This window comes from Prolixibacter denitrificans, assembly GCF_003014495.1.
Taxonomy (GTDB): Bacteria; Bacteroidota; Bacteroidia; order Bacteroidales; family Prolixibacteraceae; genus Prolixibacter; species Prolixibacter denitrificans.
In genome coordinates this window covers 138,852-165,225 of sequence record NZ_PYGC01000006.1, presented here as the reverse complement: position 1 = coordinate 165,225, position 26,374 = coordinate 138,852, and the positions used below count along the sequence as shown (strand labels likewise).

Below are 26,374 nucleotides of genomic sequence, written 5' to 3'. Positions count from 1 at the left end.
CATTCGCCGAAAAAAGTCTTCGTCGTCTATCCGCATTCTTTACGGTGCAAAACCATTCCTACCTTAACAATAATTCGCACCGGCTTTTCCTCAATAATCTTATATTTGTAATTCTTGAAAAGGAATATACACCAATTCGATAAAATTTTATATGAAGATTGCGCTAATCGGTTACGGCAAAATGGGAAGAACAATTGAGGAGATTGCCATTAGCCGCGGCCACGAGATTGTCCTGAAAATTGATGTCAGCAACGCCGCCGATTTAACGGAGGAGAACCTGAAGAAAGCGGATGTTGCCATCGAGTTTACCACCCCCGATTCAGCCGTCGATAACTACCAATTGTGTTTTGCTGCCGGTGTTCCGGTGGTAAGCGGCACTACCGGTTGGCTTTCCCGCAGAAATGAAGTAGAAGAAGCTTGCCGGGAAAAAGAAGGCTGTTTCTTCTATGCATCCAATTTCAGCATAGGCGTCAATCTGTTTTTCGAATTGAATTGCAAACTGGCGCGAATGATGAATGCATTCGACCAGTACAATGTTAGCATGACCGAAGTTCATCATACCCACAAGCTCGATGCACCGAGTGGTACAGCTATTTCTCTGGCTGAAGACATCATCGATGAAGTCAAACGGGTCGATTCCTGGACCATCGATGAACCGAAATCGACTTCCGAACTATCCATCGAAGCCATTCGCGAAGGCGAAGTACCAGGCATCCATACGGTGAAATACGATTCTGAAGTTGACTACATCGAAATTACCCACAGCGCCAAAAGTCGTAAGGGATTTGCCCTGGGTGCTGTGCTGGCCGCTGAGTTTTGCCAGGGCCGGAAAGGCATTTTGTCCATGAAAAACCTGCTCAACGAAATGGCCTGACAATCGCTATTGAAACACATCATATTCTGTAAGATAAACACACTTTCGAATGAGAAGTATTCTGACAAACAAATGGTTTAAATTCGCCGTCGTAGCCGTATTATACACCCTTTGGGTTATTTGGCTCGGTATTTACTGGTGGTTCTTCGGCCTCATCGTTATTTTCGATATCTATATCACCAAAAAAGTACACTGGGCTTTCTGGAAAAAGAAAGATCCACCCGGAGGCAAACAAACCAAGACTGTTGAATGGATTGATGCCATTATTTTTGCAGTCATCGCAGCATCCTTTATCCGGATGTTCTTCATCGAGGCCTACACAATTCCAACCTCTTCCATGGAGAAAACCATGCTGGTCGGCGATTACCTCTTTGTCAGCAAAACGGCTTACGGACCGAAACTTCCCAATACCCCGATTTCGTTTCCGTTCGTACATCACACCATGCCTTTGACAAAAACAGTGAAATCGTATTCTGATGCCATCCAGTGGAAATATCACCGTTTAAAGGGATTTGGCCATGTGAAACGCAACGACGTGGTGGTTTTCAACTTCCCGGAAGGTGATACTGTAGCCGTTAACATGCAGGCGCAAAGCTATTACCAGTTAGTTAGAATGTACGGCCGCGACCGGGTTTGGCACGACAAACGCACTTTTGGCGATATCATCTATCGCCCCATTGATAAACGTGAGAACTACATCAAGCGTTGCGTGGCAATCTCCGGTGATTCGCTGAAGATTGTCAATGGCCAGGTTTTCGTGAACGGAAAACCACAAATTGTCATTCCAGGACTTCAGTACGATTACATTGTAACCACCGATGGAACGGCGATTAATCCGGAGGCTCTTGACCGGTTGCATATTTCGAAGGCCGATCGGCATCGAAACGGCGCTCAGTATATGTTCCCACTGACTGAAGAGAATGTAGCAAAGCTGAAGAAATTCAGTAACGTGATTTCCGTTGAACGAATGAATATGCCGGCAGGGCGTCCCGATCCGAATATTTTCCCGTTCGATCCGAAAGACTATCCCTGGAACGTCGATAATTTCGGCCCGATTTGGATTCCCAAAAAAGGAGCAACCGTTCATCTAACACTGAAAGATCTTCCGTTCTATCGCCGGATTATCCGTGTTTACGAGAAGAATAAACTGGCCGTGAAGGACAGCACAATTTACATCAACGATAAACCAGCTGATTCGTACACGTTCCACATGGATTACTACTGGATGATGGGTGATAACCGCCACAATTCGGCAGATTCGCGTTACTGGGGATTTGTGCCGGAAGATCACGTTGTGGGTAAAGCATCGTTCATCTGGCTGTCGCTTGATAAAGACAAGTCGTTCCCAGCCAACATCCGCTGGAACCGATTCTTCAAGAAAGTAAAATAATTGTTTATCAATATTCAGACCAAGCCGGTACCTTAAGTACCGGCTTTTTTTTGCCTAAACCTCTCGTATTTTTTCGCTATAAATAACTGATTATCAAATCCAACGATTAGAAAACTCACACTAAAAAATGCGCTCTTTTGTAATTCCGGAGGCTGAGTAAATACCAATTTGATAAAACAGTCATTTGGCATTTCACACATGGAGCGATTCCCTGAGACGAAATAATGCACAAATAACATCAACCACTCTTGACTCAAGAGATAAACAGATTTTCGAATGAGAAATATTCTGACAAACAAATGGTTCAAATTTAGTTTTGTAGCTGCCGTTTATATCTTGTGGGTAATCTGGCTTGGCATATACTGGTGGTTCCTTGGCCTCATTGTCATTTTCGATATCTACGTCACGCAAAAAGTGCACTGGGCTTTTTGGAAAAAGAAAGATCCACCGGGAGGAAAACAGACCAAAGTAATTGAATGGGTCGATGCTATCATTTTTGCAGTTATTGCGGCTACTTTTATTCGCACCTTCTTCATTCAGGCCTATACCATCCCCTCTTCTTCGATGGAAAAAAGTATGCTGGTTGGCGATTACCTTTTCGTCAGCAAAATGGCTTACGGCCCGAGAATGCCGATTACACCGGTTTCCTTTCCTTTTGTACAACATACCTTGCCACTGACCAAAGCAGTGAAATCGTACTCCGATGCCATTCAGCTAAAATATCATCGCTTAAAGGGCTTTGGACATGTGAAACGAAATGATGTGGTGGTGTTCAATTTCCCGGAAGGCGACACCGTTGCCGTGAAAATGCAACTGGAAACAAGTTATTACCAATTGGTCAGAAGCTATGGCCGCGAACGGGTATGGAATGACAAACGCGCTTTCGGCGACATTATTTACCGCCCGGTGGACAAGCGCGAGAATTACATCAAACGTTGCGTGGCTATTCCGGGTGATTCGCTGAAGATTGTGAATGGCCAGGTTTTCGTTAACGGGCAACCGCAAAAATCAATCTCCGGGCTGCAATACAACTATGTTGTAACAACCAACGGAACGGCCATTAATCCGGAGGCACTCGATCGACTACACATTTCGAAAGCCGACCGACATCGAAATGGTGCTCAGTACATGTTTCCATTAACCGGCGAAGACGTAAAGAAGCTAAAGAAATTCAGCAACGTGATTTCCGTTAAACGGATGAATACACCTGCCGGCCGTTCCGATCCGAATATTTTTCCGTTCGCTCCCAAAGATTATCCCTGGAACGTCGACAATTTCGGCCCGATATGGATTCCCAAAAAAGGAGCGACCATCAATCTCTCATTGAAAAACCTTCCGCTCTATCGTCGAATTATTCGTGTTTACGAGAAAAATAAACTGGCCGTGAAAGACAGCACGATTTACATCAATGACAGACCAGCTGATTCTTACACGTTCAAAATGAACTACTACTGGATGATGGGAGATAACCGGGACGACTCAGCTGATTCGCGTTACTGGGGATTCGTGCCGGAGAATCATATTGTCGGAGAAGCTTCTTTCGTTTGGTTGTCGCTCGACAAGGACAAGCCGTTCCCCGCCAACATTCGATGGAACCGTTTCTTTAAAAAGGTGAGATAACACCTCTATTCATATTCATTCCTGGAAAAGCCGGTATATTATTTGCTGGCTTTTTTATATCCTAATTTATCTGACAAATGAAAAAACCACAACCAATCCTAAGTTTTCTTTGCTGCCTCCTGATATTGTACAGCTGCTCTACCGGGCAATACATTCACGATACTGGAAGCATTGAGCGACAAAAAGAAATGCACCGGAAAAGAACCGGCATCAACGTAGGCGATGTGGCTTTGCAAATGCTCAACATCGTTACGCTGGCTTCGTTGAATTTGGATATGGAACCGGAAACGACTCCCCGCTCCTTCAAACGAATCAAACTCTATAATCACTCCAACGATACCATGAAGGTGAACCTGGTAACCAACGTCTTCTGGTCGGACGACGAGTACAACGACATCCTCGACATCCGGATTCCTCCGAAACAACACACGCGCTTAATGGTACCGCTGGGTGCCGATTACAACGTCTATTTTCATGACTCGGCTGAGGGAAAGGACGAAATGATAACCATCAATACAGCAGATTTTAAACGAATAGGCCTGACCCCGGGAATGACGCTTACCGGAGAAAAATAATTGACAGAGAGCCATTCTTCTTTTAACAGCTAAGCGGAAATCTGTATCTTAGAGTAACGAAAAACTCTTGAATTATGCAGCGTGGTTTAGTCACCGGACTCATACTCGGAATTATACTGGTTGTTTTTGCCTTGCAAAATGCCATCAGCGTTTCCGTAAAATTTTTGATTTGGCGAATACCGGAAATTCCTCTGGTTTTACTTCTTTTGTCGGCGATTTTAATTGGCGTGGTGTTAAGTGCCTTGTCCAGTTATCCGGGCAAACAACGTTTGAAAAAGGATAACCGCCAACTGAAAGAACGCATTGACGAACTGGAAGAACAGTTGCTGGAATACCGCCAGGATTTGGAAGACCTGGAACAGGAAGAACAGAAAAAGAGAGATGAGGGCGACCTGATTCGCGGCGATTCCAACAGCACATTCTTCGACGATTAACGAATATTTTCCGATGACCGAAACGCATACTGCTTTACTTTCCACAGCTTACCTGGGACCTGTACAGTATTATTCGAAACTGCTTCGATACCCCGAAATAATTATTGAACAACACGAGAATTACCCGAAACAAAGCTACCGTAATCGCTGCCGGATTTTGGGTGGAAATGGACCGCTGACGCTAAGTATTCCGGTTGATAAAGGCCCGGATCTAAAAGTAAAAACCAAAGATGTCCGAATTGCTACCGCAGAAGATTGGCAACGGCTTCACTGGCGGACCATCGTTTCCGCTTATAACAACTCTCCTTTTTTTCCTTATTACCAGGATGAATTGGCGCCGTTTTTTCATGAAAAGAAATGGAAATACCTGTTAGATTTCAATTTGGAGATACAGGAAAAGGTGATGGAATTGCTGGAAATCGATGTTCAGATAAAACGGTCGACGGAATTCATCAAAGAGGAAACGGAAGATATGCTCGATTTGCGCGAGGTAATCCATCCTAAGAAGCAAAGAAGCAAACCGGATCCACACTTTCATTCAGAGCCTTACACGCAAGTTTTCGAAGAAAAATTCGACTTTCAGCCCAACCTGTCCGTTATCGATTTGCTATTCAATGAGGGCCCCGAATCAATGAGTATTCTGGAGGAGTGTTTTAAGGAATAAATGTAAGGGAAGGCCTAGATTACCTCCATTACAAATTTCTGAATAATTTCGCGATGATCGAAGGCCATTTCCGGTAACGAAATGATAGGAAACCATTCTGCTTCCAGGGCATCGTCGCCACCTTTCACCGGAACAGGTTCGGGAATCTGCCCGGTAAATACTACCGAAATCGTGCGGGCCCGCGGGTCCCGATCGACAGCATCGAATGTATAAAACTGCTTTAGCTCCACACCAGTTAAAGCGGTTTCCTCTTCAAGCTCCCTTTGACAAGATTCAGCCAGCGTTTCGTCCATATTCACAAACCCTCCGGGCAACGCCCACTTTCCCTCAAAAGGATATGCTTTTCGGCGAATAAGCAGGACCCACTGCTCGCCGTTACGTTCTGCTGTTACTATGGCATCAACTGTTATTGCCGGCCGGGGATATTGATAAGTGTAGGACATATAATTACAAAACATTACTTTGAGAGCAATTCATCATATTTTACTTATGCGAATTACTCCCTGCTACAAATAATCCAAACGCAACAAAGATTCAAAAAAATTCCGCCATCTCATCATTGCTCACTCCTCTTTTTTCTTTTGGGAATAAAGCCAGATTAAATAAGCCACAATAACAATGGCTAAGATGTATCCGATGAAATGCAAATGGCTCATAAAATTTGAATTTAATTAACCATCAATGATTCTTTTCATTAGGCGCATCTTGTGCGTATATTTTCGGGTCTCTGTATTGTAAATTCCAAACTGGTCGACATTGTCGATTCTCACTTTTCCGGAAGAGTGAATAATCTTGTTTCGCTCCCAGATGATGCCCACATGCGTAATTAAACCTTCGTCGTTGTCAAAAAACGCCAAATCGCCTGGTTGTGCTTCGTCAACAAAACTGAGATGCTGACCAATCTGAACCTGCTGCGATGCATCGCGTGGAATGGGTATTCCCACCATTTTATACAGAACCTGCGTCAATCCCGAACAATCAACTCCCAAAGGAGAACGACCACCCCACAAATACGGTGCATTGAAATATTTCAATGCGTTTTCGATAATGGTGGCTCTTACATCGGGCGGCGATTCAATCGTCACATTTCCCTTTATTGTATATAACGAATCGTCGATCCGAAAGGTTTTATCCGACTGATTATAAAAAGGTAAGGAACTACCCGCAACAATCAAAAAATTATTGTAGCTATCCGAGCTTTGAACAATATTGAATACATCTGTTGTTACTACTGCAGGAAGTTGCTGCAGTTGTGTTATGAGTGCATTATCCACTTCGTTGACCATTTTCCGGTCAATCCATCCCTCGTATCCATCAAGCTCAATCCGGATGCGGGTCCACTTCTCAGTTTCTTCCAAAATGGCGTAATGTTCACCAAACAGAACTTGTGTGCACATTTCACTCTTCTCGGTCGGCTCTGTCCGAACCGGTATTATACTGAGATTGGAGATTCCGTATCTCATCAAAATAATTATTATTTTTGGTATTAAACCCAAAGATAGAAATTTTATCGAATCGTGATTTTGAGGAACGGAAAAGAGGCTTGTAAGCATGAACATAGAAAATAAACTAAAGTCCAGAGAATCATTCTGGCACACAACTTTCGTGGTAGCATTATTTGTCATCACCACGATTCTGATCTATCTGGCACTTCCGGGCGAAGCCCGCTTTAAATATGAATTTCAAAAGGGACGCCCCTGGATGCACGAGACGCTGATCGCCCCTTTCGACTTTGCGATTCTGAAAAGTGATGACGAACTTAAAGCAGAGCGCGACTCCGTTCTGAATGCGCAACTCCCATATTTTACTTACCAGGATTCAATTGGTAAAGAGCAAATAGCAAAACTGAAAAGCCGGATTGACAACCTGGAGCAATCCAGCGATTCGAAAACAACCGCAAATACAGAAGTAAAAGATCAACTGGTTAACCTTTACCAGGAAGTTTTCAAACGGGGTATTCTCGAGCAAAGCATTTCCGACTACGCTGCATTAAAAGGGAAAAGTGATTTGATGCTTGTGGAAGATCATGTCGGACGCAAAGTGCCTCTGGGCTCTGTTTTTTCCTTGAAAACAGCATATAACTACCTGTCATCGGGACAGCAGCAGTTGGCTGATAAATATCCCTCGTGGCAGCCGCTACTGGTCAAGTTGCATCCGGAGGTTTACATACACGCCAACCTGGTATACGACGAAAAAACGACCGACTTTGAAAAACAAAAACTACTCGACAATATTTCCACCTCGCGGGGAATGGTTCAGGAGGGCGAACGCATCGTCTCGCAAGGTGATTTGGTGACTCCCGATGTCTACCGAATTCTGGAATCGTTGCAAAAAGCCTACGAAAACCGTCTGGGCAGTAACTCGACAGAATATTATGGCATACTGGCCGGAAAAGCCATGTTTATCATTCTCCTTGTGCTGGTGCTTTTCCTGTTTGTTTTCAACATACGTCGCGAATTATTGAATTCAAAACGGGACATTGCTTTTACCCTTTTGATGACCGTAGTGATGATCTACTTCTGTCGACTGGTCGTTTCCACTAATCCGCAGCTCGTTTACCTCGTCCCGTTTACGGTTCTGGCTCTTACAATCCGGACATTCCTGGATGCCCGGTTGGCTATTTTTGTGAACACCATCGCCGCACTGATTGTGGGATTTATGGTACCCAACGGGTACGAGTTTGTGCTGCTACAAATTCTGGCCGGTACAGTTGCCGTGATTAGTCAGGATAAATTACTGAGAAGAGGCCAGTTGGTGATCACATCAGTGTTTATTCTGTTAACATACGTTTTTGCATTCATTGGAATCTCCCTCATTCAGGAAGGAAACTGGGATGCCATTAACTGGATGCAGATGCGATGGTTTGTTGGTAACGCCGTCTTAACACTGATTACCTATCTGCTGGTTTATATATTCGAGAAATCGTTTGGCTTTGTATCAGATGTAACACTGATTGAACTCTCTTACTCGAACCAAAACCTGTTGCGTAAACTGGCTGAAGAAGCACCAGGAACATTCCAACACTCGTTGCAGGTTGCCAACCTCGCTGAAGATGCCATTACGAAACTTGGAGGTAATCCTTTACTCGTCAGGACAGGCGCGATGTATCACGATATTGGAAAAACCAAGGCACCACACTTCTTCGCCGAGAATCAGGCGAAAGGAATCAATCCTCACGAAGAAATGTCGCTCGAAGAGAGCGCTCAGGTCATCATGAACCATGTGATCGATGGTGTGGCATTGGCAAAAAAATACAAAATTCCGGAAATGATCATCGATTTTATCCGGACCCATCATGGAACAACCAAGACAGGCTACTTTTACCTGATGTCGAAGAATGAAAACCCGGAACAGCAGATTGATGCCTCCAAGTTTACCTATCCCGGCCCGGTTCCTTCGACCAGAGAAACAGCCGTGGTAATGCTGGCTGACAGTATTGAAGCAGCCTCCAGAAGCCTCAAGGATATTAATGGAGATTCTCTTTCCGATTTGATTGATAAAATATTCAATTCAAAAATTAAAGACGGACAGCTCGATTACGCTCCCCTTACCTTCCAGGATATCACACTTCTCAAGCAAATATTCCTCGAGAAGCTGTTAACCATCTACCATGTTCGGATGGAGTACCCGGACGAGAAAAAGGTAAAAAAAGTTAAACGCAAAACAATTCGTCTGGAACGACGTAAGAACGATTAAGATTTTCAAATCCACCCCACAGATGAAAAAGATACAATTTCTTTTGCCAATCGTCCTGTTGACGATTTTGGCTTTGTCGGGATGTCAGAAGAATGACACACCGGCGCCGACACCTTCTGGATCCATTGATTCAACTGGGACAGTCGTTTCCGGAGTAAAAAATACAGCCGAACTTTTTAATAGTTGGTACCTCTGGTATAAGGATATGCCGGACGTAGATCTTTCGTCATATACCGATCCTTCGAAATATGTTGATGCCATACGGTACAACAAAGACCATTGGAGTTTTGTAGCGCCTCTCCAGGAAATTCTCGACTTAATTCAGAGTGGACAGTCAGGTGGCTGGGGTGCCGGCTTTAAGTTCGACCTCTCCGATAGCCTGCGCATTGCCGATGTTTACACCGACAGTCCGATGGGGCGGGACAGTGTGGCCCGTGGCTGGATGATTCGCTCACTCGACGGGCAGCTCGTTAGAAATATGAGTGTCGATGCCATTAACCAGGAGCTCGCCAAAAACCAGGTCACTTTTGGGTTTGTTCTTCCCGATAGCACTTATAAAGAAATAAGCATTGCAAAAGGCAACGTGGTGATGAATACGGTCCAATACAGCCACGTTTATGACACAAACGGTGAGAAAACCGGCTACCTCGTTTTCTCTGATTTTCTGGAGCCCTCTGTTGCCGATCTCGATACAACCTTCGCAACCTTTAAAGCTGATGGTGTTTCGAATCTCATTCTCGATTTGCGTTACAACACCGGAGGTTTACTCTCAACGGCCGATTCGTTGATGAGTTTAATCGCCGGAAATAAGTACAATAATCAAACGTACAATGTGCAGGAGTTCAATGACAAGCACACTGATGCAAACGAGAACAACGTGGTCCACCAGGCAGCCAATAGTCTGAATTTAAACAAGATTGTTGTCATCACTTCATCTTCAACTGCTTCGGCCAGTGAGCTGACCATTTCCGGACTAATGCCTTTGTATCCGGTTACTCTTATCGGGACACAAACTCTTGGGAAACCGGTTGGCATGAGTATTTTTTCTGACACACAGGACAGCCTTGCGATTGCTCCCATCAGCTTCCGCAATGTCAACAGTGCCGGCTACAGCGATTATTTCGATGGTATTCCTGTCGATTACACCGTCTACGAAGACGTCAGGTATCCGTTCGGTGATCCCAACGAGTTGTGCCTGAAAGCAGCATTGAATTACCTGTCAACCGGAAGCCCCGGAACCGCTGCCGCTATGCTAAAATCGGGTACGATGCCATCAAAGCTGCTTAGCAAGGGTACCGATGTAACGGTGACGAATTTGTATGACATGAAGAAAATGAAATAGCAGGTAAAAGTATCAATTCATATGTCGGACTGGCACATTGAGACTTAAAAACCTGTCGATAAAAAAACAAAGGCTGTCCGGGATAAACCAGACAGCCTTTCAAAATGAAAATTAGTGCTATATACTACGGTACAGTAAAGGTGGTTGCGTCTTCTGTACCAAATTCATCGCCGGAAGCAATAACAGTTCCGTTAAAACTCAAAGAATATCCTCCTGGAGGTGCAATCCCGTCACCATAGGCATCGCGCATGGTAAAGGTGTACGTTCCATCTGTCAGACAGAATTTCTTCCTGGCTTGTTCCATATCGGCATATGTGCCTGCCGGAACTGAGGCAACAACATTTCCGTCTGCATCTGTTAAGTCCCAATACGATTCTTCCGGGTAACTATCGAAGTTCATATTCAAGATTACTTCGTTATACGGACAGATTTGAGTGATAGTAATGGTTGTCGGATCACCCTTGAAGACGCCTTCCTGAGATTGAATATCCAGAACGAGCGTTGAACCATTCTCACCGATATTAACATCGGATATTCCAACAGTAAATGTTCCAACATTTGAGTTGGCGGGTACCGTTACGGAAGCAGGAACCTCATACGCTCCGGGATCTGCCGTTGATGCATCCGTAAGTACATTAATAGTGAAGGTCCGGTCAGAACCGGTTTTCTGTGTGGTGTATACCTTTACATCACTGGTGGTGCTTCCATTTAGGTCAACACCAACTTCAATTGATGGGGCTTCAAAAGTCACATAATTGAGGTCATTTGTCCCTTTTATATTATTCTCACAACGGTTGAATGAGAACAGGGCTGCAAAAAGCAGTATGAAGGAAAATATTTTTTTCATAATTCCTATTGTCTTTGTTTTATCTAATCGAAACAGTAAAACCTGAATTCTACTAACTATGTGAGAACGCCTTTCCAATCAAACTTCATCAAAAAACGCTCTATAATTGTCCTCAGGAAACCAATTCCACTGGAATGGCTTCCTGAGAGCACACATATTAGTTGATATTCGTGTTATTTTGAATCTCTGCTTGCGGAATCAAGAAGGTCAATCGTGGGTCATCGAAACTAATCGGTTCACCAACATGTGACAAATGGTTTGCTCCACGGATAGTGGTAGCATGATTTCGCTTCATTGCCAGGTAACTTTTCCCCTCGGCAAACAATTCAATACGTGTTTGCAGGTAAATTTCATCTACCAAAGCTTTTCCAGTGAGCGCATCGATATAGCTGGCATCAGCCATGCGATGGCTAACCAATGCTTTCAGACTGGTTCTTGCGGTAGCTTCATCTCCTGTTTTGGCAGCCGCTTCAGCATTCAGCAGATACATTTCGGCCACACGCATATAAACGTAGTCTGTTGTAATATTCCGCTGGCCTCCGATTTCCATATCAGCCGTATAGAATTTATATATTGGCAGCAGATAATAACCAGAGCTGCTATTTGCATAGAACTGACCTTTGCGAACGTCATTAGCAGGAATTTTATCATAAAGACCTTCGTCAATAGCTTTTCTATCACCTGCCCACTGGTAACTGTAAGTCCAGAGGTCCATCTGTCCCCACCAGGAAACCAGGTCAAGACCGTTATCAAGTGTCAGGTCAACGCCCCACATCCATCCGGGTGTGTTTACGTCTTTGAATCCACCAATGGTCGGATCGCCTGTGAACACAACCTCAGTTGAATCCATCAATGTGAAACCACCGTTGTTGATAATGTCAGCAGTCAGAGTCTTCACCTGGGCATAATTATCATTGCCTCCCATTGCACCGTAAGCATAAGCCAACAGACCTTCAGCGACATACTTGTTCACCTCGTTTTTGGCTGATCTCTGGAAACCATCTAACAACGAAATGGCATCGGTCAGGTCACTAATAATCTGATTATACACATCCGCTGCGGTGCTCTTTGGCTGATTAAACTGATCAAGATCTGTGTAGATTGGCAAAATCGCCTCTTCAGGGTCATACGTTTTCTCATAGAACTGAGCCAGGTAAAAATAGGCATAAGCCCGCATGGCTTTGGCTTGCCCCATGATGTATTTATTCTCATCCAACTCAGGAACCACATCATTACCACCCAACGCACCAATTACGGAATTAGTGGACCGTATGATGCGATAATAATACCGCCATGGTTGATAACATCCTCGAGTGGTATAGTCAACTGTAACAGTTAATTCTGTCAACGCCCGATACCAGTTGTATGTATTGATTGATAAAGCCAAATCACTGGAAAGAAAATCGCTGTAAATGTCATACCCTTTCTGACCGAAGTCATCGTGGTTTAAGTTAGATCCTCCGGTTCCGGTCTGGAACATCAGGGTATAAATACCACTCATACTACCTGCGATTACATCAGGATTGTTTTTCGCGGCTTCAGCTACTTGCTCAGCCGTCAGGAATTGAGTAGGCTGAACATCCAGGAAACTTTTCTTACACCCTGAAACGCTAAATATCAGCAGTGCAATAAAAGATATGATATATATTCTTTTCATAATAATACTTTTTTACGATGTTATTCTTAGAATTTAACCCTCAATCCTACTGTATAGGTAGTCAATGGTGCGTATGTGTACCAGTCTGAAGTACCTGCTTCATCTGTTGAAGGGTTAAATCCGTCCCTCGCAGTTAATAAGAATAGGTTATCACCCGTTGCGAAAATGTTGAACGATGAGATACCAAAGCGGTTGGTAAAATTAGTCGGTAAGGTATAACCAACCCGCACGTTGTTTAACGAGAGCATATCAGAGCTCGTAATAAACCTTGTCGAGGCACTGGCCACGTTGGTATCAAAACCACTGGAAAGCCTGGGCACATTAGTGATATCACCCGGTTTTTGCCATCTGTCCAGAATATCAGTCGACCAGTTGTTGGCTCCAACATTGTCATTATCCATCAAACGGGAATACGTGAAATCGTAAGAATAGCCACCTAGGCTGTATATGAACTGTGCAGCAATATCAAAATTGTAGATTTTTCCTTCCAAACGGAATGCTCCGCGTACCTTTGGAATAGCTGATTTGCCCACATACTTTTGCGTTGCATCAGGATAAAACTTCGTTGTCGTTTTCTTGATAACTGCATCCGGATTATCATGGGTATAGTCAAACAAGGAGGCGATCCCTTCGCCAGCATCCAATGCACCGTTACCGTTAGCGTCATCGTAATACTGGAACCACATGGCTGTACCGTCAGCCGGATCGACGCCTGCCCATTCTCTCATATAAAAATCGTAAATTGAATGTCCCTTGGCCCGTCCCATATAGGTCTCGGAAACATCTATGACTTTGGGTAAACCGGTCTGGGGATCGAGCGGCATTTTGGTCAATTCATTGGTTAAGAATGAACCATTTACGGTCAGATTCAACGCAAAATCCCGTGTTTTGATAAAATGCGCAGTGAGGTCGAACTCAACACCGCTGTTTCTTAACTGTCCGTCATTAACCGTCATTAAAGCATAACCATTAGAGGGGCCTACCCGACGATCAAACAACAGGTTATCCGTATTTTTCAGGAAGTAATCAACGGTACCTTCCAGGAAGCTACCAACGGCAAATTCGAGACCGGTCTGGAACATCTTAGACTTCTCCCATGTCAAATCAGGATTACCGACTTCACGTTCCGAGATAGAAATCCGATCGTTTAAGTTGCTAATATCATAAGTTATGTATGCAGGGTACATACCAACACCTTGCTGCTCACCCATGATACCATAACTGGCTTTGAATTTCAGGAAGCTGATGATGGGCAGGAAGTCCATGAAAGGCTCTTTAGATACCACCCACGACAAACCAGCCGATCCGAACGTATCCCACTTGTTATCTCCAATAAAACGGGAACTACCATCACGACGCACCGATGTTGACAGGTAATATTTCTCGTTGAAGTTGTAATTGATTTGACCAAAGTAACTTTCCAACATAACGCGGTCAACCCATCCTGTCGGAGGAGAAGAAACAATGACAAAGTTGTTCAGGTCAGCCAGGCCGGGAAGAACCGCTTTGGATTTACTGGCCGTACTGCGTTGCTGCTCCCACGAGTTACTCTCGTGAGCTGCCAGCGCTTCCAGGTTATGAACACCAAAGCTTCTTTTGAAACGGAGCAGGTTCAACAGGTTATATGTTTTCAACTGAGTATCCGAATGATAAACAGAACCACCCTGGCCGGCAGCCGAGCCAAAAAATGGATTGTTCAGCGAAAAATATCTATTCATATAATATTGTCCACCGAAGGTATTCTCGAGGGTCAAGCCGCGCATGAAATGAATATTGGCGCTAAAGTTTCCGCTCACCTGGTTATTCTTAGCACGGCTTCTGTCATAAGTCGCATCAGCAATCGAGTTGGTCAACGCACCGAACCCACGTCCAACACCGTAGTCGTATTCATATCCACCGTAAATAGGCTCTTTGATTTTTTTACCGTCTGAATCTCTCAAATACAGAGGATAAATCGGCGGCAGGTTATCCACGAACCAAAAAATACTACCCGAGTCCTCCGTCTGACCATTGTTATTGGTTTCGGTACCGGAATAAGTCAACCGGGCTGTTGTCGTCAACCACGGCCTTACATTAGAGGTCACGTTAATGGTTGCATTGTAACGGGTAAAGTCCGAATTAATGATATAACCGACAGAATTCAAAAATCCGAAAGAGGTAAAGAATTTGGTTTTCTCATCACCTCCACGGAGTGTGACGTTCCCCTCTGTTCTGGATGAATTCTGAAAAGCGTAATCTTCCCAATTTTCCGGAGTATATTTCCGGGTCACGCCACTATTTACCATCCGGGTTTCCGGGTTAATCAGATCGGCTCCGTCCACATTCCACATATTGTACTTGGGATCGATACCGGCACCAGAGAAAAGACTGTTATTGGCATAAGCAGTCGGATCGGCTTCGCCTCTGGCCACACCTTTATTGTATAAAGCTTCCCAGGACAGTTCGATATACTGCTCCGGTGATTTAATGGTACTGTAACGGGGGATACCGCTAACGTTCACACCTCGCTTCACATCCGCTTCAATCACCGTTTTTCCGGCTTTACCGGATTTAGTCGTTAAAAGAATAACACCGTTGGCACCACGAGAACCATAGATGGCAGTTGCAGTAGCATCTTTTAGAATAGTAGTAGATGCAATGTCGTTCGGGTTAATCGCGTTCAGCTCACCGGTATAAGGTACGCCGTCCAATACATATAATGGACTACGGTTACCGTTTACAGAACCATATCCACGGATACGGATGGTGGCGGTAGATCCCGGTTGTCCTGAAGTATTGATGACCTGCACACCAGCAGCTTCACCAGCTAATGATTCAGAGATATTCGAAACGGCTTTGTCCTGAATATTCTCCGCTTTCACTTCGGACACAGAACCAACAAACGATTGTTTGGTGGCCGTACCATATCCTACAACAACCACCTCGTCGATACCCAATACATCCGGGCTCAACGCAACGTTAATCACACTTTGATCATTGATGTCCTGCTCTGTTGTTTTCATCCCAACAAAAGAGAAAACCAACGTCTGAGCATTTTCAGGAACGTTCAAGGTGTATACACCGTCGATATTAGTAATGGTACCTACAGTTGTACCCTTTACTGTAACGGAAACACCCGGTAAGGTCGTACCGTCATCGGCACTGGTAACCGTACCTGTAATCACCTTGGTCTGCGCCATTAGAGATAGCAAACCAAAGGCAGAAAATGCAAGTAATAGCACAAGTTTTTTCATAAATAATTGTATTAAAAGATTAAGTAGTCGTGAAGCCAGTTATTTTACATAGACGGTTAAAAATATGAAAAAAATATTTTTTAATGAAAATTAACATTTTTTTTTCTTTAGTTAAGAGTAAAACTGTGCGTAAATCCCTCCCTCTAATTACAAATCAATGCCCTTTTCAGCATCAGCTTATCATTATTCATCACACTGATATACTGATACATATACAAAAAGGGCTCTCTGAATCCAGAGAGCCCTTAAGCTTTAATCTTAAAGATATGCTTATTAACATATCTTCAATAATTATGTGTTAAAATCTGTTAGTGATTGTCCGCTTCCCAACCTGTATGACGGTAACCAGCCAGCACATAGGTTGTGGTATCACTATAATCTGTAATCTTGAAATAGATGCTATCATCCTGTAAACCGCCAGGAGTGACAGTCCCTTTCAGAATAATCTTTCCTTCATCGATAGAATACAATGAACCATCAATGGCTGACGCCTCCACATCGGGTGAACCAAATGTCAGTGCAGTGGTATTTCCCGGCACTTTCAAACGGAGGTTACCAAAGATGTTTTCGTAATCATCCACCCAGATTGAATCAGGCGAATTAGAAGCTGTATTATAGGTAGCAATACGTTGGTATCCTACATAGGTGGCAGATAAGTCGGCAGAATAAGTCTTCACGTACCACTCTCCCGCCAAAGCTTCGGTTGCTGTTTTTCCCGGCACATAGTCTTCCTGGCAGGAAGCAACTGTTACCAACAGAACAGCAATATATAATAATCTAACAATATTCTTCATATCTCTTATTCATTAGAAGTGAGTTGCACATCAAATCCAAATCCTGAACCATCATCGAATGTGCTGGTAAAGTTGATCGTTTTGGTGGCAGGATCATACGTTGCATCAGAACCAATTATCGGTGAGGCCCAACCAGAAACATATCCGTAAAGGAAGGTAATGGAATTATCACTGTTCAACTGGAAATAACCAGGAGCGGCGTACGGTTTCCCATAACCGGCATACTGGTCATAATATCCGCCAAACATATCACTGATATAATAGATTCCAGTTACAATCTGCCGAATAGTAACAGATCCACCTTTGCCTCTATTTACACGGATACCGTCGTACGTACCGGAAATATCGGTCGATGACAATGAACTAGGATCATACACAATTACTTTACGTACAGCAGAAGAGCTAAAGCCGTCTTTGTTTACTGCAGAATATGAAACCGGGTAATATCCAGGAGTATTAGCATCTACAGTACCTGTAACTGTAACCGAAGAAGTCACGTCATTATCACCTTCCATGGCCTTAAAGCCGGGATCGGTGTACTGAGTACCAACAGCTACTGCAGTTTCATCATACGCATTTGTTCCTTCAATTTGAAAAGTCACAAAGTGCGTGATGGTTGATTGATCTTGTGTTGTTATATCCTTCTCACATCCTGACAAGAAAGCTGAAAAGACTACAACAAACAGATATAATGCATATTTTCTCATAATTTCTTTCGCTTTAGATTACTTTTTATCCCACCATACTTTTGTGGTCACGCCAACTTGTTCAGGTGCATTCGTATTTCGGATAATGGCTCTTTCCGAGAAGGGTAATCTCTTAATGAGCTGTCCTTTTCCAAGCACATTTACAACCGGATCGATCATATCACCAGGAGTGTAAAGAGTTGGGTCATCAGCTATGTCCTTACCTTCAGCAGGTGAAAGCTCCGGATAATGAGTTCTGCGAATCTCACTCCACGCTTCTATATGATTAACCATACACAGACAAACCCATTTCTGCATCATGATGGTTTTCAACTTCTGCTCTGAAGTAGCACTTGAATTCCAGGCATAAGGTTGACCTGTCCCGTACAAATCTGAACCAGGAGTACTCAAACCGTGGAGAGCCAGGTTGGCATCGATTGCTTTCTCATAAGCTGCTTTTGCTGCTGCATCATCGTTGTTGTAGCGCAACTCTGCTTCAGCAATAAAAAGTTGAAGCTCACTTTGAGTATACATATAAACTGGTTGAGTCGGATCAACAATCGGTCTACTGAAATCGTTATTCTTGGCTCCGGAACGAGACTTATAGCCAGGCATGTTACCTGCATAATCATCCGGATTCGGAGCTTTCTGATATAATACCGGCAAACGGGGATCGTTATTCGCTTTCAGATACGTAACAATATTATAGGTAGCAATATTGTTAACAGTACCTAAACCATCAGAACTGATGTTAGTCGCATACCAGGGATTCTGCTTGTTCGGTGCATCCGAAAAATTGTCGAATGTTACGTCACCTGTGAAGAAATTGTTATCGGAAATCAATTTCTGAACGTCAGCCTTATGAGCATCCGTTGCATACGACTCGCGCATGTACAACTTCAACTTCATTGCATTCGCAAAACCAATCCACTGTTGCAAAGAACCACCAAAAATCATGTCATTATCGGTGACAGTTGAATTAGCGGTCAAACTGTCCATGGCATTATTGAGTTCGCTGATGACACCTTCGTAGATGGCCTGACCATCATCATATTTCGGATTAGCCAACTCTGAACCACCTAAAGCTTCAGAATACGGTGTCTTATCCGTCAGGTCAGCAATCACCTGGAAGGTATAAGCTCTCAAAACTGTTGCGGCAAAATAATCGCCCCAGTCGCCATTTTCTTTAGCTTTATCACGAACGCTCTTCAGATCGACTAGTGCACCAGCATAAAGCTCCTGGTAGTCATCATCGAAAAATACATTTTTGATATCGTACTCATCGATGGCATTGTACTGGTTTGCCTCCGGTGCCTGTCCCCAATACTGGGCAAAAAAGCCACCATAGTTGAACATATTACCTCCAACGGTGACAGCAACTGATGCTTCAGCAGAAGGTAAAACTAAATTCACGGGTACATCTGAAGGCGTGTTTGGATTGGTATTTACATCCAACCAATTGCTACACCCCGACAGTAGTACCACTGCTAACAGATATATTATTTTTTTCATGTCGACTCAATTATAAATTAAGTTGCAAATTAAATCCTACCCTTCTGGAAGTCGGGTTTGCAGAATATTCTCCGAACTTACCGATCAGGTCATTACCGAAAGAGGTAACCTCCGGATCGATAAAGGTATTTCCTTTCGGAGTCCAAACGAACAGGTTAGAACCAAAAACAGACAGTTTAACCGACTGGAACGGTAACCTATTCATCCATTTCCTGGGAAGGCTATAACCTAAAACAACACTCCGAAGCTTAACGTATGAACGCGGAATCAGAAATTCAGCATTCAGTTTATCAGCACCATTTTGGAAATAGTTCCAGATATCCTGCTTCGGAATTGGTGTGGTATTCTCAACATACTTGTATGTTCCATCAGCCAGTTCTACCTTATTAACTGAATTAGGCACAATAAAAGGACGACGATCGTTGTACAACGTCTGAACGGCATTACCGGTGAAGTAGTTGATGTCTGCTGTACGTGAATACATCTCACCACCCTGACGAATATCCAAATCGGCTCCAAGGCTCCATCCTTTGTAGTGGAAATTGTTGGAAACCCCCATGGTGTAGTCGTAGTCTACGTTTCCTGCATATTGCAGGTTGCTATCCGGTACAGGTTGTCCGCTGGATGGGTTCACCACAATTTTTCCATCGGGAGAACGCTCCGGCATGGTTACTTTGAACGTACCTACCGGTTTTCCAACGGTGGCAACCATCGAGGTAGTAGCATTTGAAGTACCGAATGAGTAAAGGGTAATTTCACCACCTAACTCGGCCGGCAAACTTTCTACGTTACTTTTGTTTTTAGAATAGTTAACGCTGACATCCCATGAGAAATCACGGTATTTAATGGGCGTAACTGTCAACAGCAACTCGACTCCTTTATTGGAAACTTTACCCAGGTTGGTATTCTGTGCGGTATAACCTGTTGCCGGATCGATTCCCAACTGGAAAATCTGTTTGTCCGATGTCCGGTTATAGTAATCACCATCAAAAACAATACGTCCATTGAAAAAGCGCAGGTTCATACCAAATTCATACTCCGTTGAAATTTCAGGACTCAAATTCACATTACCCAAAACATTACCCAAAGAGAAAGCATTAACATTGTTCAACGGGAATGTAATATTGCTAAAGCGATTGTACACGGTCTTCTGTGTATAGTAAGGCAACACTTTGTATGGGTCAGCGTCATTACCAGTCTTACCATAAGACAACCGAAGTTTTCCAAATGTCAGCACTCTCTTAGCCGATTCATTCATAAATTTTGTAAATACAAAACTCAGAGCTGTACCCGGATAAAAGAATGAGTTATTGGCTTTTGGCAGGGTCGAAGACCAGTCGTTACGAGCAGACAGCGTCAGGAAAAGGAAGTCGTTATAACTTACCGTAGCGTTAGAGAATACACCGATCAGACGACGATGAGTAAAGTTTTCATTAACAGTCGGCTGTTTGGCCGAGTTACTCAAATCGTAGAAAGTCGGAATATCCAAACCTTTCACTTCTGCATAAACGCTCGAATACGTTCTTTCGTTGGCATTCAAACCAGCCAAAACACTTATGTCGAACTTGTTGAAGGTATTGGTATAGTTTACAAATGCATCATGGTTCAGCTCATAGCGGCGAGACATTTGTTTGCTTACGGTACCGGGATCATCTACCTGACCTTCATTCGGACTTCCTTTGGTTGCTTGAATTTTGGGGAAGCCATATTTGGTTTCGTTGTCAGTTGCATCCAAACCGAAACGATAAGTAGCAGTAAAGTGTTTCAGGAAGTTATAATCGAACTGAACTTTACCAAAAATTTTCTTTTGACGGAATTCATTTTTCACATTATCAATCAGATAATATGGGTTGGTAATTCCGTAAGGAGTAAAGAAGTAATCAATACTGTTGAAAGGATCCGTTTTATAGTCCTTCAGACCTACAATACTAATATCCCTTGGAATCTGATACAGTGAGTTGATCATGGTCAACCCCTGACCGGTTGGAGAGAAATGGTTTTTCTGATCTCCGTAGTTAAGAGATGTCGAAACTTTCAGATTACCAAAATTATGACTTCCACGGAATGAACCTGTATACTTGTTATAGGTATCAGAGTTTCCTGGAATCATACCATTGTCGTTCACCTGTGAAAATGATGCAAAGTAATCGGTGTTCTTTTCAGCTCCGGAGAACGAAATACTGTTAGAGTACTGGAAACCGTAATCGAAGAAGTCCTTTACATTGTTCTTCATCGGAACAAATGGCTTCAATTTCTGAGAGTTGTTGTAAACACGTCCCCACAGGTGCATGCGACCATCGAAGGCAGGTCCCCAACTACCGTTCTCAATCATGGTATGTTCACCACTCCATCCCATTCCGTATTGGTTCTGGAAGTCGGGCAAACGAAGAATATCAGATACTTTAATACCTGAATTCACCTGGATACCCATGCCTTTACCTTTAGAACCGGATTTAGTTGTAATCAAAACAACTCCGTTGGCAGCGCGGCTACCGTAAAGTGCTGTTGCAGCTGCACCTTTCAAAATGGTCATCGAAGCAACATCATCAGGGTTCACCATGTTTGCTCCGTTACCAAAGTCATAACCATTGTTCAGGGCATCTCCGGTTGATACAGAGCTGTTGTTCATCGGAACACCATCAACAACAAACAAAGGCTGGTTACTACCGCTCAAAGAGCTCACACCACGAATAATAATTGAGTTAGATGCTCCCGGGTCAGTTGAAGTATTGGATACCTCAACACCAGCTACCTTACCAGAAAGTGAGGTAACCACATCAGAGTTACGGGTCTCAGTCAATTGGTCGCTATTTACAGTTGTAGATGCGTAACCAATCGCTTTCTCTGACTTTTTAATACCTAATGCTGTAACCACAACCTCATCTACGCTTACAACATCCGAGGTCATTTTAACATTCACTACATCTCCTGTAATGGGTTGCTCGGTAGTCTTCATTCCCACAAAAGAGAAGACTAACGATTTGGCATCCTGGGGAACATTTAACTGATAATGTCCATCCATGTCGGTAATGGTACCAACAGTTGTTCCCTTTACAGCCACGGAAACACCCGGCAAGGTTGTGCCGTCATCAGCACTGGTGACAGTACCGCTGATGCTCCGTGTCTGCGCTAATAGTACTTGCATCCCCGAGAACAGGAATACTGTAAGTAACAGCGCAAAGTTTCTCATAGATTAAATTTTTAGATTAATAAAACAAATACCCATAGCAGCCTCACACCAAGCCACTATAAGATTCACTTTAAATTACATACAAACCCTAATAAATTTGGAAGTAGGGCAACAATCACACACAATAAACTTAATACAATAAGTATTATAATCCTTTGGCATTTTTTCACCAGAGGAACAAAAATAAAAAGAATTTAAAACAAACCACGGCCTTTCCTATCCACACCTGTAATCATAAATTTGATTTCATTGATATTCGCAAGTATGTTCATATGATAAAACCTTGGTTTAAGTATTTTTAACGCTTTTATTTCAAATCGTTTACAAAAAGAGTTTTTTCGCACAATTTGCTTTCACTATAAATAGCTCAACCCAATGTGCTTCAATATAGGCCGTCGAAAGTTTACAGTTTGGTAACATAAATTAACACTTATGCGGTAAGGCATAGATGACAGCTCAAACCGTAATTTCCATTAAACCTTCAGTGGCTCTATTCCATTTTAGTTTCGACCATGCTGACAATTTCCTTCTCCATGGCAACAGCCTGGTTGGCTATCTTCTCACCCTTCGCCAGCAACTCCTTCTTCTTCATTTCGTCGGTTAAACCGGAAGCATTGATTCGCACGTTCATCCAGGCACCCAGGACAGCCGAACGGGCACAAAGTGCGCCAACACCTGCATCGGTAACCGAGTTAGGATTTCCTTTCTCCACCATGGCACGAATAACATCAAACGATGCCAGCGAGGTTTCCATTACCGAAAGCGGAACTTCCATCGCATTCAGCGTGGCAGTCTGAATCGCTTCAGCCCGCGCTGCTTTCTCTTCATCCGAGCCTTTCGGCATCCCGAATGCAGTCATAATATTATTGAAAGCCTGCGTATCTTCATCGACCAGTTTGAGGAGTCGCTCCTGAATCTCCATGCCTTTCTCTGCCCATTCGGAGAATTCTTCCCAGCGCTCATCCCAGCCACGTTTGTGTGCCGAGAGGTTAGCCACCATGGTAGCCAATGACGCTCCCAAAGCACCAACATACGCCGATACCGAACCGCCACCCGGAGCAATACTTTCTGAAGCTGTCTCTTCCGCAAAGCCATGGGCCGTTAAATCAACCAGTTTCTTCGCTTCCTTATCATCAAGCATGTACTCAATAATCTTCTTATCCGGATCAAACGGTTGAAGTTCGTCAAGACCTAGTGATTTGACAGCTATTTTGATGATTTCCCTTTCCGGGATACCGGTCGAACGATTTTGCTTTCGCAGAAAATATTTACCAGCGTCGAGGATGTACTTCAGCGGCATTATTCCCACCAACTCCGATCCGGTTACTCTGATGCCGCGTGACTCTGCACTTCGGCACACTTCATCAAATGCCACATGAACCGGTGTAACAGTTAAATCAGTCAGGTTCATCGAAATCTGGGCAATTCCGTATTCTTCAATATACCATCCAATTGCCCGAACTTTTTTCAACGTACCCGGAATACGAACCGGCTCGCCGTTTTTGTCTTTTACCATTTTTCCGGTTACAGGATTACCTTCCCGCTTTACTCTTCCGGCTTCGCGAACATCGAAAGCAATGGCATTGGCACGCCGCGTAGATGTCGTATTCAGGTTAATATTATAGGCAACGAGAAAATTACGGGCACCAATGGCAACGGCTCCGGTTTTGGGAACAAACGCTGCAGGACCAAAGTCGGGTTTCCATTCAGGACGTTTCAACTTGTCACGCAAAGCCTCGTATTCTCCCGAACGGCAAAATGCCAAACTTCTTCGTTCTTCAGTGAACGCAGCAAATTCATAGGTATAAACCGGGATTCCCAGCTCATCTCCGACTCGTTTACCCAGTTGACGGGCATATTCAATTGTCTCCTCCATTGATATTCCCGATACGGGTACCAACGGACAAACATCGGTAGCACCAAAACGTGGATGCTCACCGGAATGTTTCGACATATCGATTAGTTCGGCAGCTTTTTTAATCGCTTGAAACGCTGCTTCGATGACCAGTTCAGGCTCTCCTACAAATGTGACAACGGTACGATTGGTAGCATGTCCCGGATCAACATCCAGCAACTTCACTCCTTTTACCAACTCAATTGTATCCGTAATTTTTTTGATAACAGACAAATTACGTCCCTCTGAAAAATTGGGAACGCATTCGATAATCCGCTTTGTCATAGAACTCTCATTTTTTTAGGCACTACAAAATAGAGGTGTTTAATTGGGAATACTATGATAATTCACATCTTTCTCGTGCATCATTGTATCTCTCCTCTTAGGATTACCGTCTCGATGAGTTCAGAATTATAAGCGTACGGAAAGTATTGATATGAAGGAATTTCCCTGGTGATAAAAACATTGGCTGCCTTACCGCGGGCTATACTTCCATAGCCGTCGCTAATGCCCATTGCATAGGCGGAATTAATTGTGGTAGCGTTAATTACCTCTTCCGGAAGCATCTTGTAACGAATGCATCCCAGCGACTGCATGAATTTCATGTCGCCGGAAGGGGAAGAACCTGGATTAAAATCAGTGGCCAATGCTACCGGAAGTCCTGAGTCTATGAGCTTTCGGGCCGGCGAAAGCGGCAAGTCGAGGAAAAAGGCAGCCCCGGGCAAAATGGTAGGCATGGTATGTGAATGTTTAAGAACATTTATTTCATCGTCCCCCAAATATTCGAGGTGATCGACCGAAAGCGCCTTGTTTTTTACGCCAACCTGTACTCCACCAGTAAGGCCTAATTCGTTAGCATGTATTTTAGGTAGAAGACCATATTCAGCGCCAGCTTCCAGTATTCGTTCGGTATCAGCTACCGTGAAAAAGCCAGTGTCGCAGAATACGTCGATATAGTCGGCCAGTTCTTCTTCCGCTATGCGTGGCAACATGTCATTGATGATCTGATCGACATAAACTGACGGATTATCCCGGTATTCAATTGGAATGGAATGGGCCCCCAGAAACGTTGATTTGATAGCCAAAGGAGTAGATTCTTTCAACCGGCGAATGACACGCAACATCTTGATTTCATCTTCCGGATTTAATCCATAACCACTTTTAATTTCAACCGCTCCGGTTCCTTTATATATGATCTCCGATATCCGCTCAAGAGCTGAAGCGCAGAGCTCTTCTTCACTCATTTCGTGCAAACGGCGGGCTGAATTCAATATGCCACCACCTCTTCGCGCGATTTCTTCATATGAAAGCCCGTTTATCTTATCAACAAATTCCTGCTCCCGACTCGCGGGATAAACCAAATGCGTGTGAGAATCACAGAACGACGGGAACACCATGCGTCCCGAGCAATCAATCTCCATCAGCACATCGTAATTGTCCAGATCCCGTTTGTTCAATTCATCCATCGGACCAAAGTCAACAATCATCTCGTCGCGCATTAAAAGAAAAGCATCCTTTACGGTATGGATCTTTGCCATATCTTTTCCGGCAACCCAGAGTTTGGGCTCTTCTTCTACCTGCACCAGCTCTTTGATATTTACCAACAATATTTTCATCTGCTAAATTTTTAAGCTCCCCGAAAATCCATCTACAAAATCGACATCGATTTGGGAGTTCTCCTTTTTATCAACTTTTCGTACCCGGAAAATCAACGGATCATAATTTGCCTTCAACAAAATCCAGAATCAATCCGCGCATCGCATCTTTCATTCATTAATCAGCACCAACTCTATCACCTTATTTCTGAAACAAACAGGAAATTCATTCCGGGTAGTAACAGAATAAGCTTTATCAGGTCAGCCAGGTTTCATAACCTCCATACTGTTTAGAAGTACGAAAGTTTAATAGTAATAAATAAATTTAAGGAAACGCGGATAAAAAATGAGACTTATCAGGCATAAAACTT

19 protein-coding genes are annotated in these 26,374 nt (G+C 43.6%); 8 read left to right on the top strand and 11 right to left on the bottom strand.

Annotation, left to right across the window (positions count from 1 at the left end; genetic code table 11):
- Window positions 1–151: 151 nt before the first annotated feature.
- The 6 genes from dapB to CLV93_RS12845 all read left to right on the top strand — a co-directional run bounded on the left by dapB (window position 152) and on the right by CLV93_RS12845 (window position 5,557).
- The gene (gene dapB / locus CLV93_RS12875; protein WP_106542611.1) at window positions 152–874 is read left to right on the top strand and encodes a 4-hydroxy-tetrahydrodipicolinate reductase; all 723 of its coding nucleotides are present in this window, start codon (window positions 152–154) and stop codon (window positions 872–874) included.
- Window positions 875–923: 49 nt separating this feature from the next.
- Window positions 924–2,264 carry a signal peptidase I gene (gene lepB / locus CLV93_RS12870; protein ID WP_106542610.1) on the top strand — a complete coding sequence of 447 codons (1,341 nt, stop codon included), beginning with the start codon at window positions 924–926 and terminating at the stop codon, window positions 2,262–2,264.
- Window positions 2,265–2,540: 276 nt separating this feature from the next.
- Window positions 2,541–3,884, top strand: a complete 1,344-nt coding sequence (gene lepB / locus CLV93_RS12860; protein ID WP_106542608.1) for a signal peptidase I — start codon at window positions 2,541–2,543, stop codon at window positions 3,882–3,884.
- Window positions 3,885–3,961: 77 nt separating this feature from the next.
- On the top strand, window positions 3,962–4,459 hold the full coding sequence (locus CLV93_RS12855) for a hypothetical protein (RefSeq protein ID WP_146142019.1): 498 nt from the start codon (window positions 3,962–3,964) through the stop codon (window positions 4,457–4,459).
- Between the two features lie 74 nt (window positions 4,460–4,533).
- Window positions 4,534–4,893, top strand: coding sequence for a LapA family protein (locus CLV93_RS12850; RefSeq protein WP_106542606.1), 360 nt, complete (start codon window positions 4,534–4,536; stop codon window positions 4,891–4,893).
- A gap of 13 nt (window positions 4,894–4,906) precedes the next feature.
- Window positions 4,907–5,557: a WbqC family protein gene (locus CLV93_RS12845; RefSeq protein ID WP_106542605.1), complete on the top strand. Its 651-nt coding sequence runs from the start codon at window positions 4,907–4,909 to the stop codon at window positions 5,555–5,557.
- A 14-nt stretch (window positions 5,558–5,571) separates the two neighbouring features.
- Here CLV93_RS12845 and CLV93_RS12840 read toward each other — a convergent pair whose 3' ends face one another.
- Window positions 5,572–6,000: an NUDIX domain-containing protein gene (locus CLV93_RS12840; protein WP_106542703.1), complete on the bottom strand. Its 429-nt coding sequence runs from the start codon at window positions 5,998–6,000 to the stop codon at window positions 5,572–5,574.
- A gap of 228 nt (window positions 6,001–6,228) precedes the next feature.
- Window positions 6,229–7,020: a C40 family peptidase gene (locus CLV93_RS12835; protein ID WP_106542604.1), complete on the bottom strand. Its 792-nt coding sequence runs from the start codon at window positions 7,018–7,020 to the stop codon at window positions 6,229–6,231.
- An 88-nt stretch (window positions 7,021–7,108) separates the two neighbouring features.
- Between CLV93_RS12835 and CLV93_RS12830 the strand changes: the two genes are divergently transcribed.
- Together CLV93_RS12830 and CLV93_RS12825 are read left to right on the top strand one after the other, a co-directional pair.
- Complete coding sequence (locus tag CLV93_RS12830) at window positions 7,109–9,253, top strand: HD family phosphohydrolase (RefSeq protein WP_106542603.1); 2,145 nt, start codon at window positions 7,109–7,111, stop codon at window positions 9,251–9,253.
- Between the two features lie 22 nt (window positions 9,254–9,275).
- Window positions 9,276–10,595, top strand: coding sequence for a S41 family peptidase (locus tag CLV93_RS12825; protein WP_106542602.1), 1,320 nt, complete (start codon window positions 9,276–9,278; stop codon window positions 10,593–10,595).
- 124 nt (window positions 10,596–10,719) lie between these two features.
- Here CLV93_RS12825 and CLV93_RS12820 read toward each other — a convergent pair whose 3' ends face one another.
- The 9 genes from CLV93_RS12820 to hutI form a co-directional block, all read right to left on the bottom strand.
- Window positions 10,720–11,442 (bottom strand): hypothetical protein, encoded by a 723-nt coding sequence (locus CLV93_RS12820; RefSeq protein WP_106542601.1) that lies wholly within the window; start codon window positions 11,440–11,442, stop codon window positions 10,720–10,722.
- 157 nt (window positions 11,443–11,599) lie between these two features.
- On the bottom strand, window positions 11,600–13,099 hold the full coding sequence (locus CLV93_RS12815; protein ID WP_106542600.1) for a RagB/SusD family nutrient uptake outer membrane protein: 1,500 nt from the start codon (window positions 13,097–13,099) through the stop codon (window positions 11,600–11,602).
- A gap of 26 nt (window positions 13,100–13,125) precedes the next feature.
- Entirely contained in the window at window positions 13,126–16,332 is a 3,207-nt protein-coding gene (locus tag CLV93_RS12810) for a SusC/RagA family TonB-linked outer membrane protein (RefSeq protein ID WP_106542599.1), read from the bottom strand.
- Window positions 16,333–16,640: 308 nt separating this feature from the next.
- Window positions 16,641–17,126, bottom strand: a complete 486-nt coding sequence (locus tag CLV93_RS12800; protein WP_106542597.1) for a lipid-binding protein — start codon at window positions 17,124–17,126, stop codon at window positions 16,641–16,643.
- Window positions 17,127–17,131: 5 nt separating this feature from the next.
- A complete protein-coding gene (locus tag CLV93_RS12795; RefSeq protein ID WP_106542596.1) occupies window positions 17,132–17,833 on the bottom strand; it encodes a BT_2262 family domain-containing protein in 702 nt (233 codons plus the stop codon).
- A gap of 18 nt (window positions 17,834–17,851) precedes the next feature.
- Window positions 17,852–19,324 carry a SusD/RagB family nutrient-binding outer membrane lipoprotein gene (locus CLV93_RS12790; protein ID WP_106542595.1) on the bottom strand — a complete coding sequence of 491 codons (1,473 nt, stop codon included), beginning with the start codon at window positions 19,322–19,324 and terminating at the stop codon, window positions 17,852–17,854.
- A 10-nt stretch (window positions 19,325–19,334) separates the two neighbouring features.
- Window positions 19,335–22,514 carry a SusC/RagA family TonB-linked outer membrane protein gene (locus CLV93_RS12785; RefSeq protein ID WP_106542594.1) on the bottom strand — a complete coding sequence of 1,060 codons (3,180 nt, stop codon included), beginning with the start codon at window positions 22,512–22,514 and terminating at the stop codon, window positions 19,335–19,337.
- A 490-nt stretch (window positions 22,515–23,004) separates the two neighbouring features.
- Window positions 23,005–24,693 carry a glutamate formimidoyltransferase gene (ftcD, locus tag CLV93_RS12780; RefSeq protein WP_106542593.1) on the bottom strand — a complete coding sequence of 563 codons (1,689 nt, stop codon included), beginning with the start codon at window positions 24,691–24,693 and terminating at the stop codon, window positions 23,005–23,007.
- A gap of 80 nt (window positions 24,694–24,773) precedes the next feature.
- Window positions 24,774–26,024, bottom strand: coding sequence for an imidazolonepropionase (gene hutI, locus CLV93_RS12775; RefSeq protein ID WP_106542592.1), 1,251 nt, complete (start codon window positions 26,022–26,024; stop codon window positions 24,774–24,776).
- Window positions 26,025–26,374 lie beyond the last annotated feature (350 nt).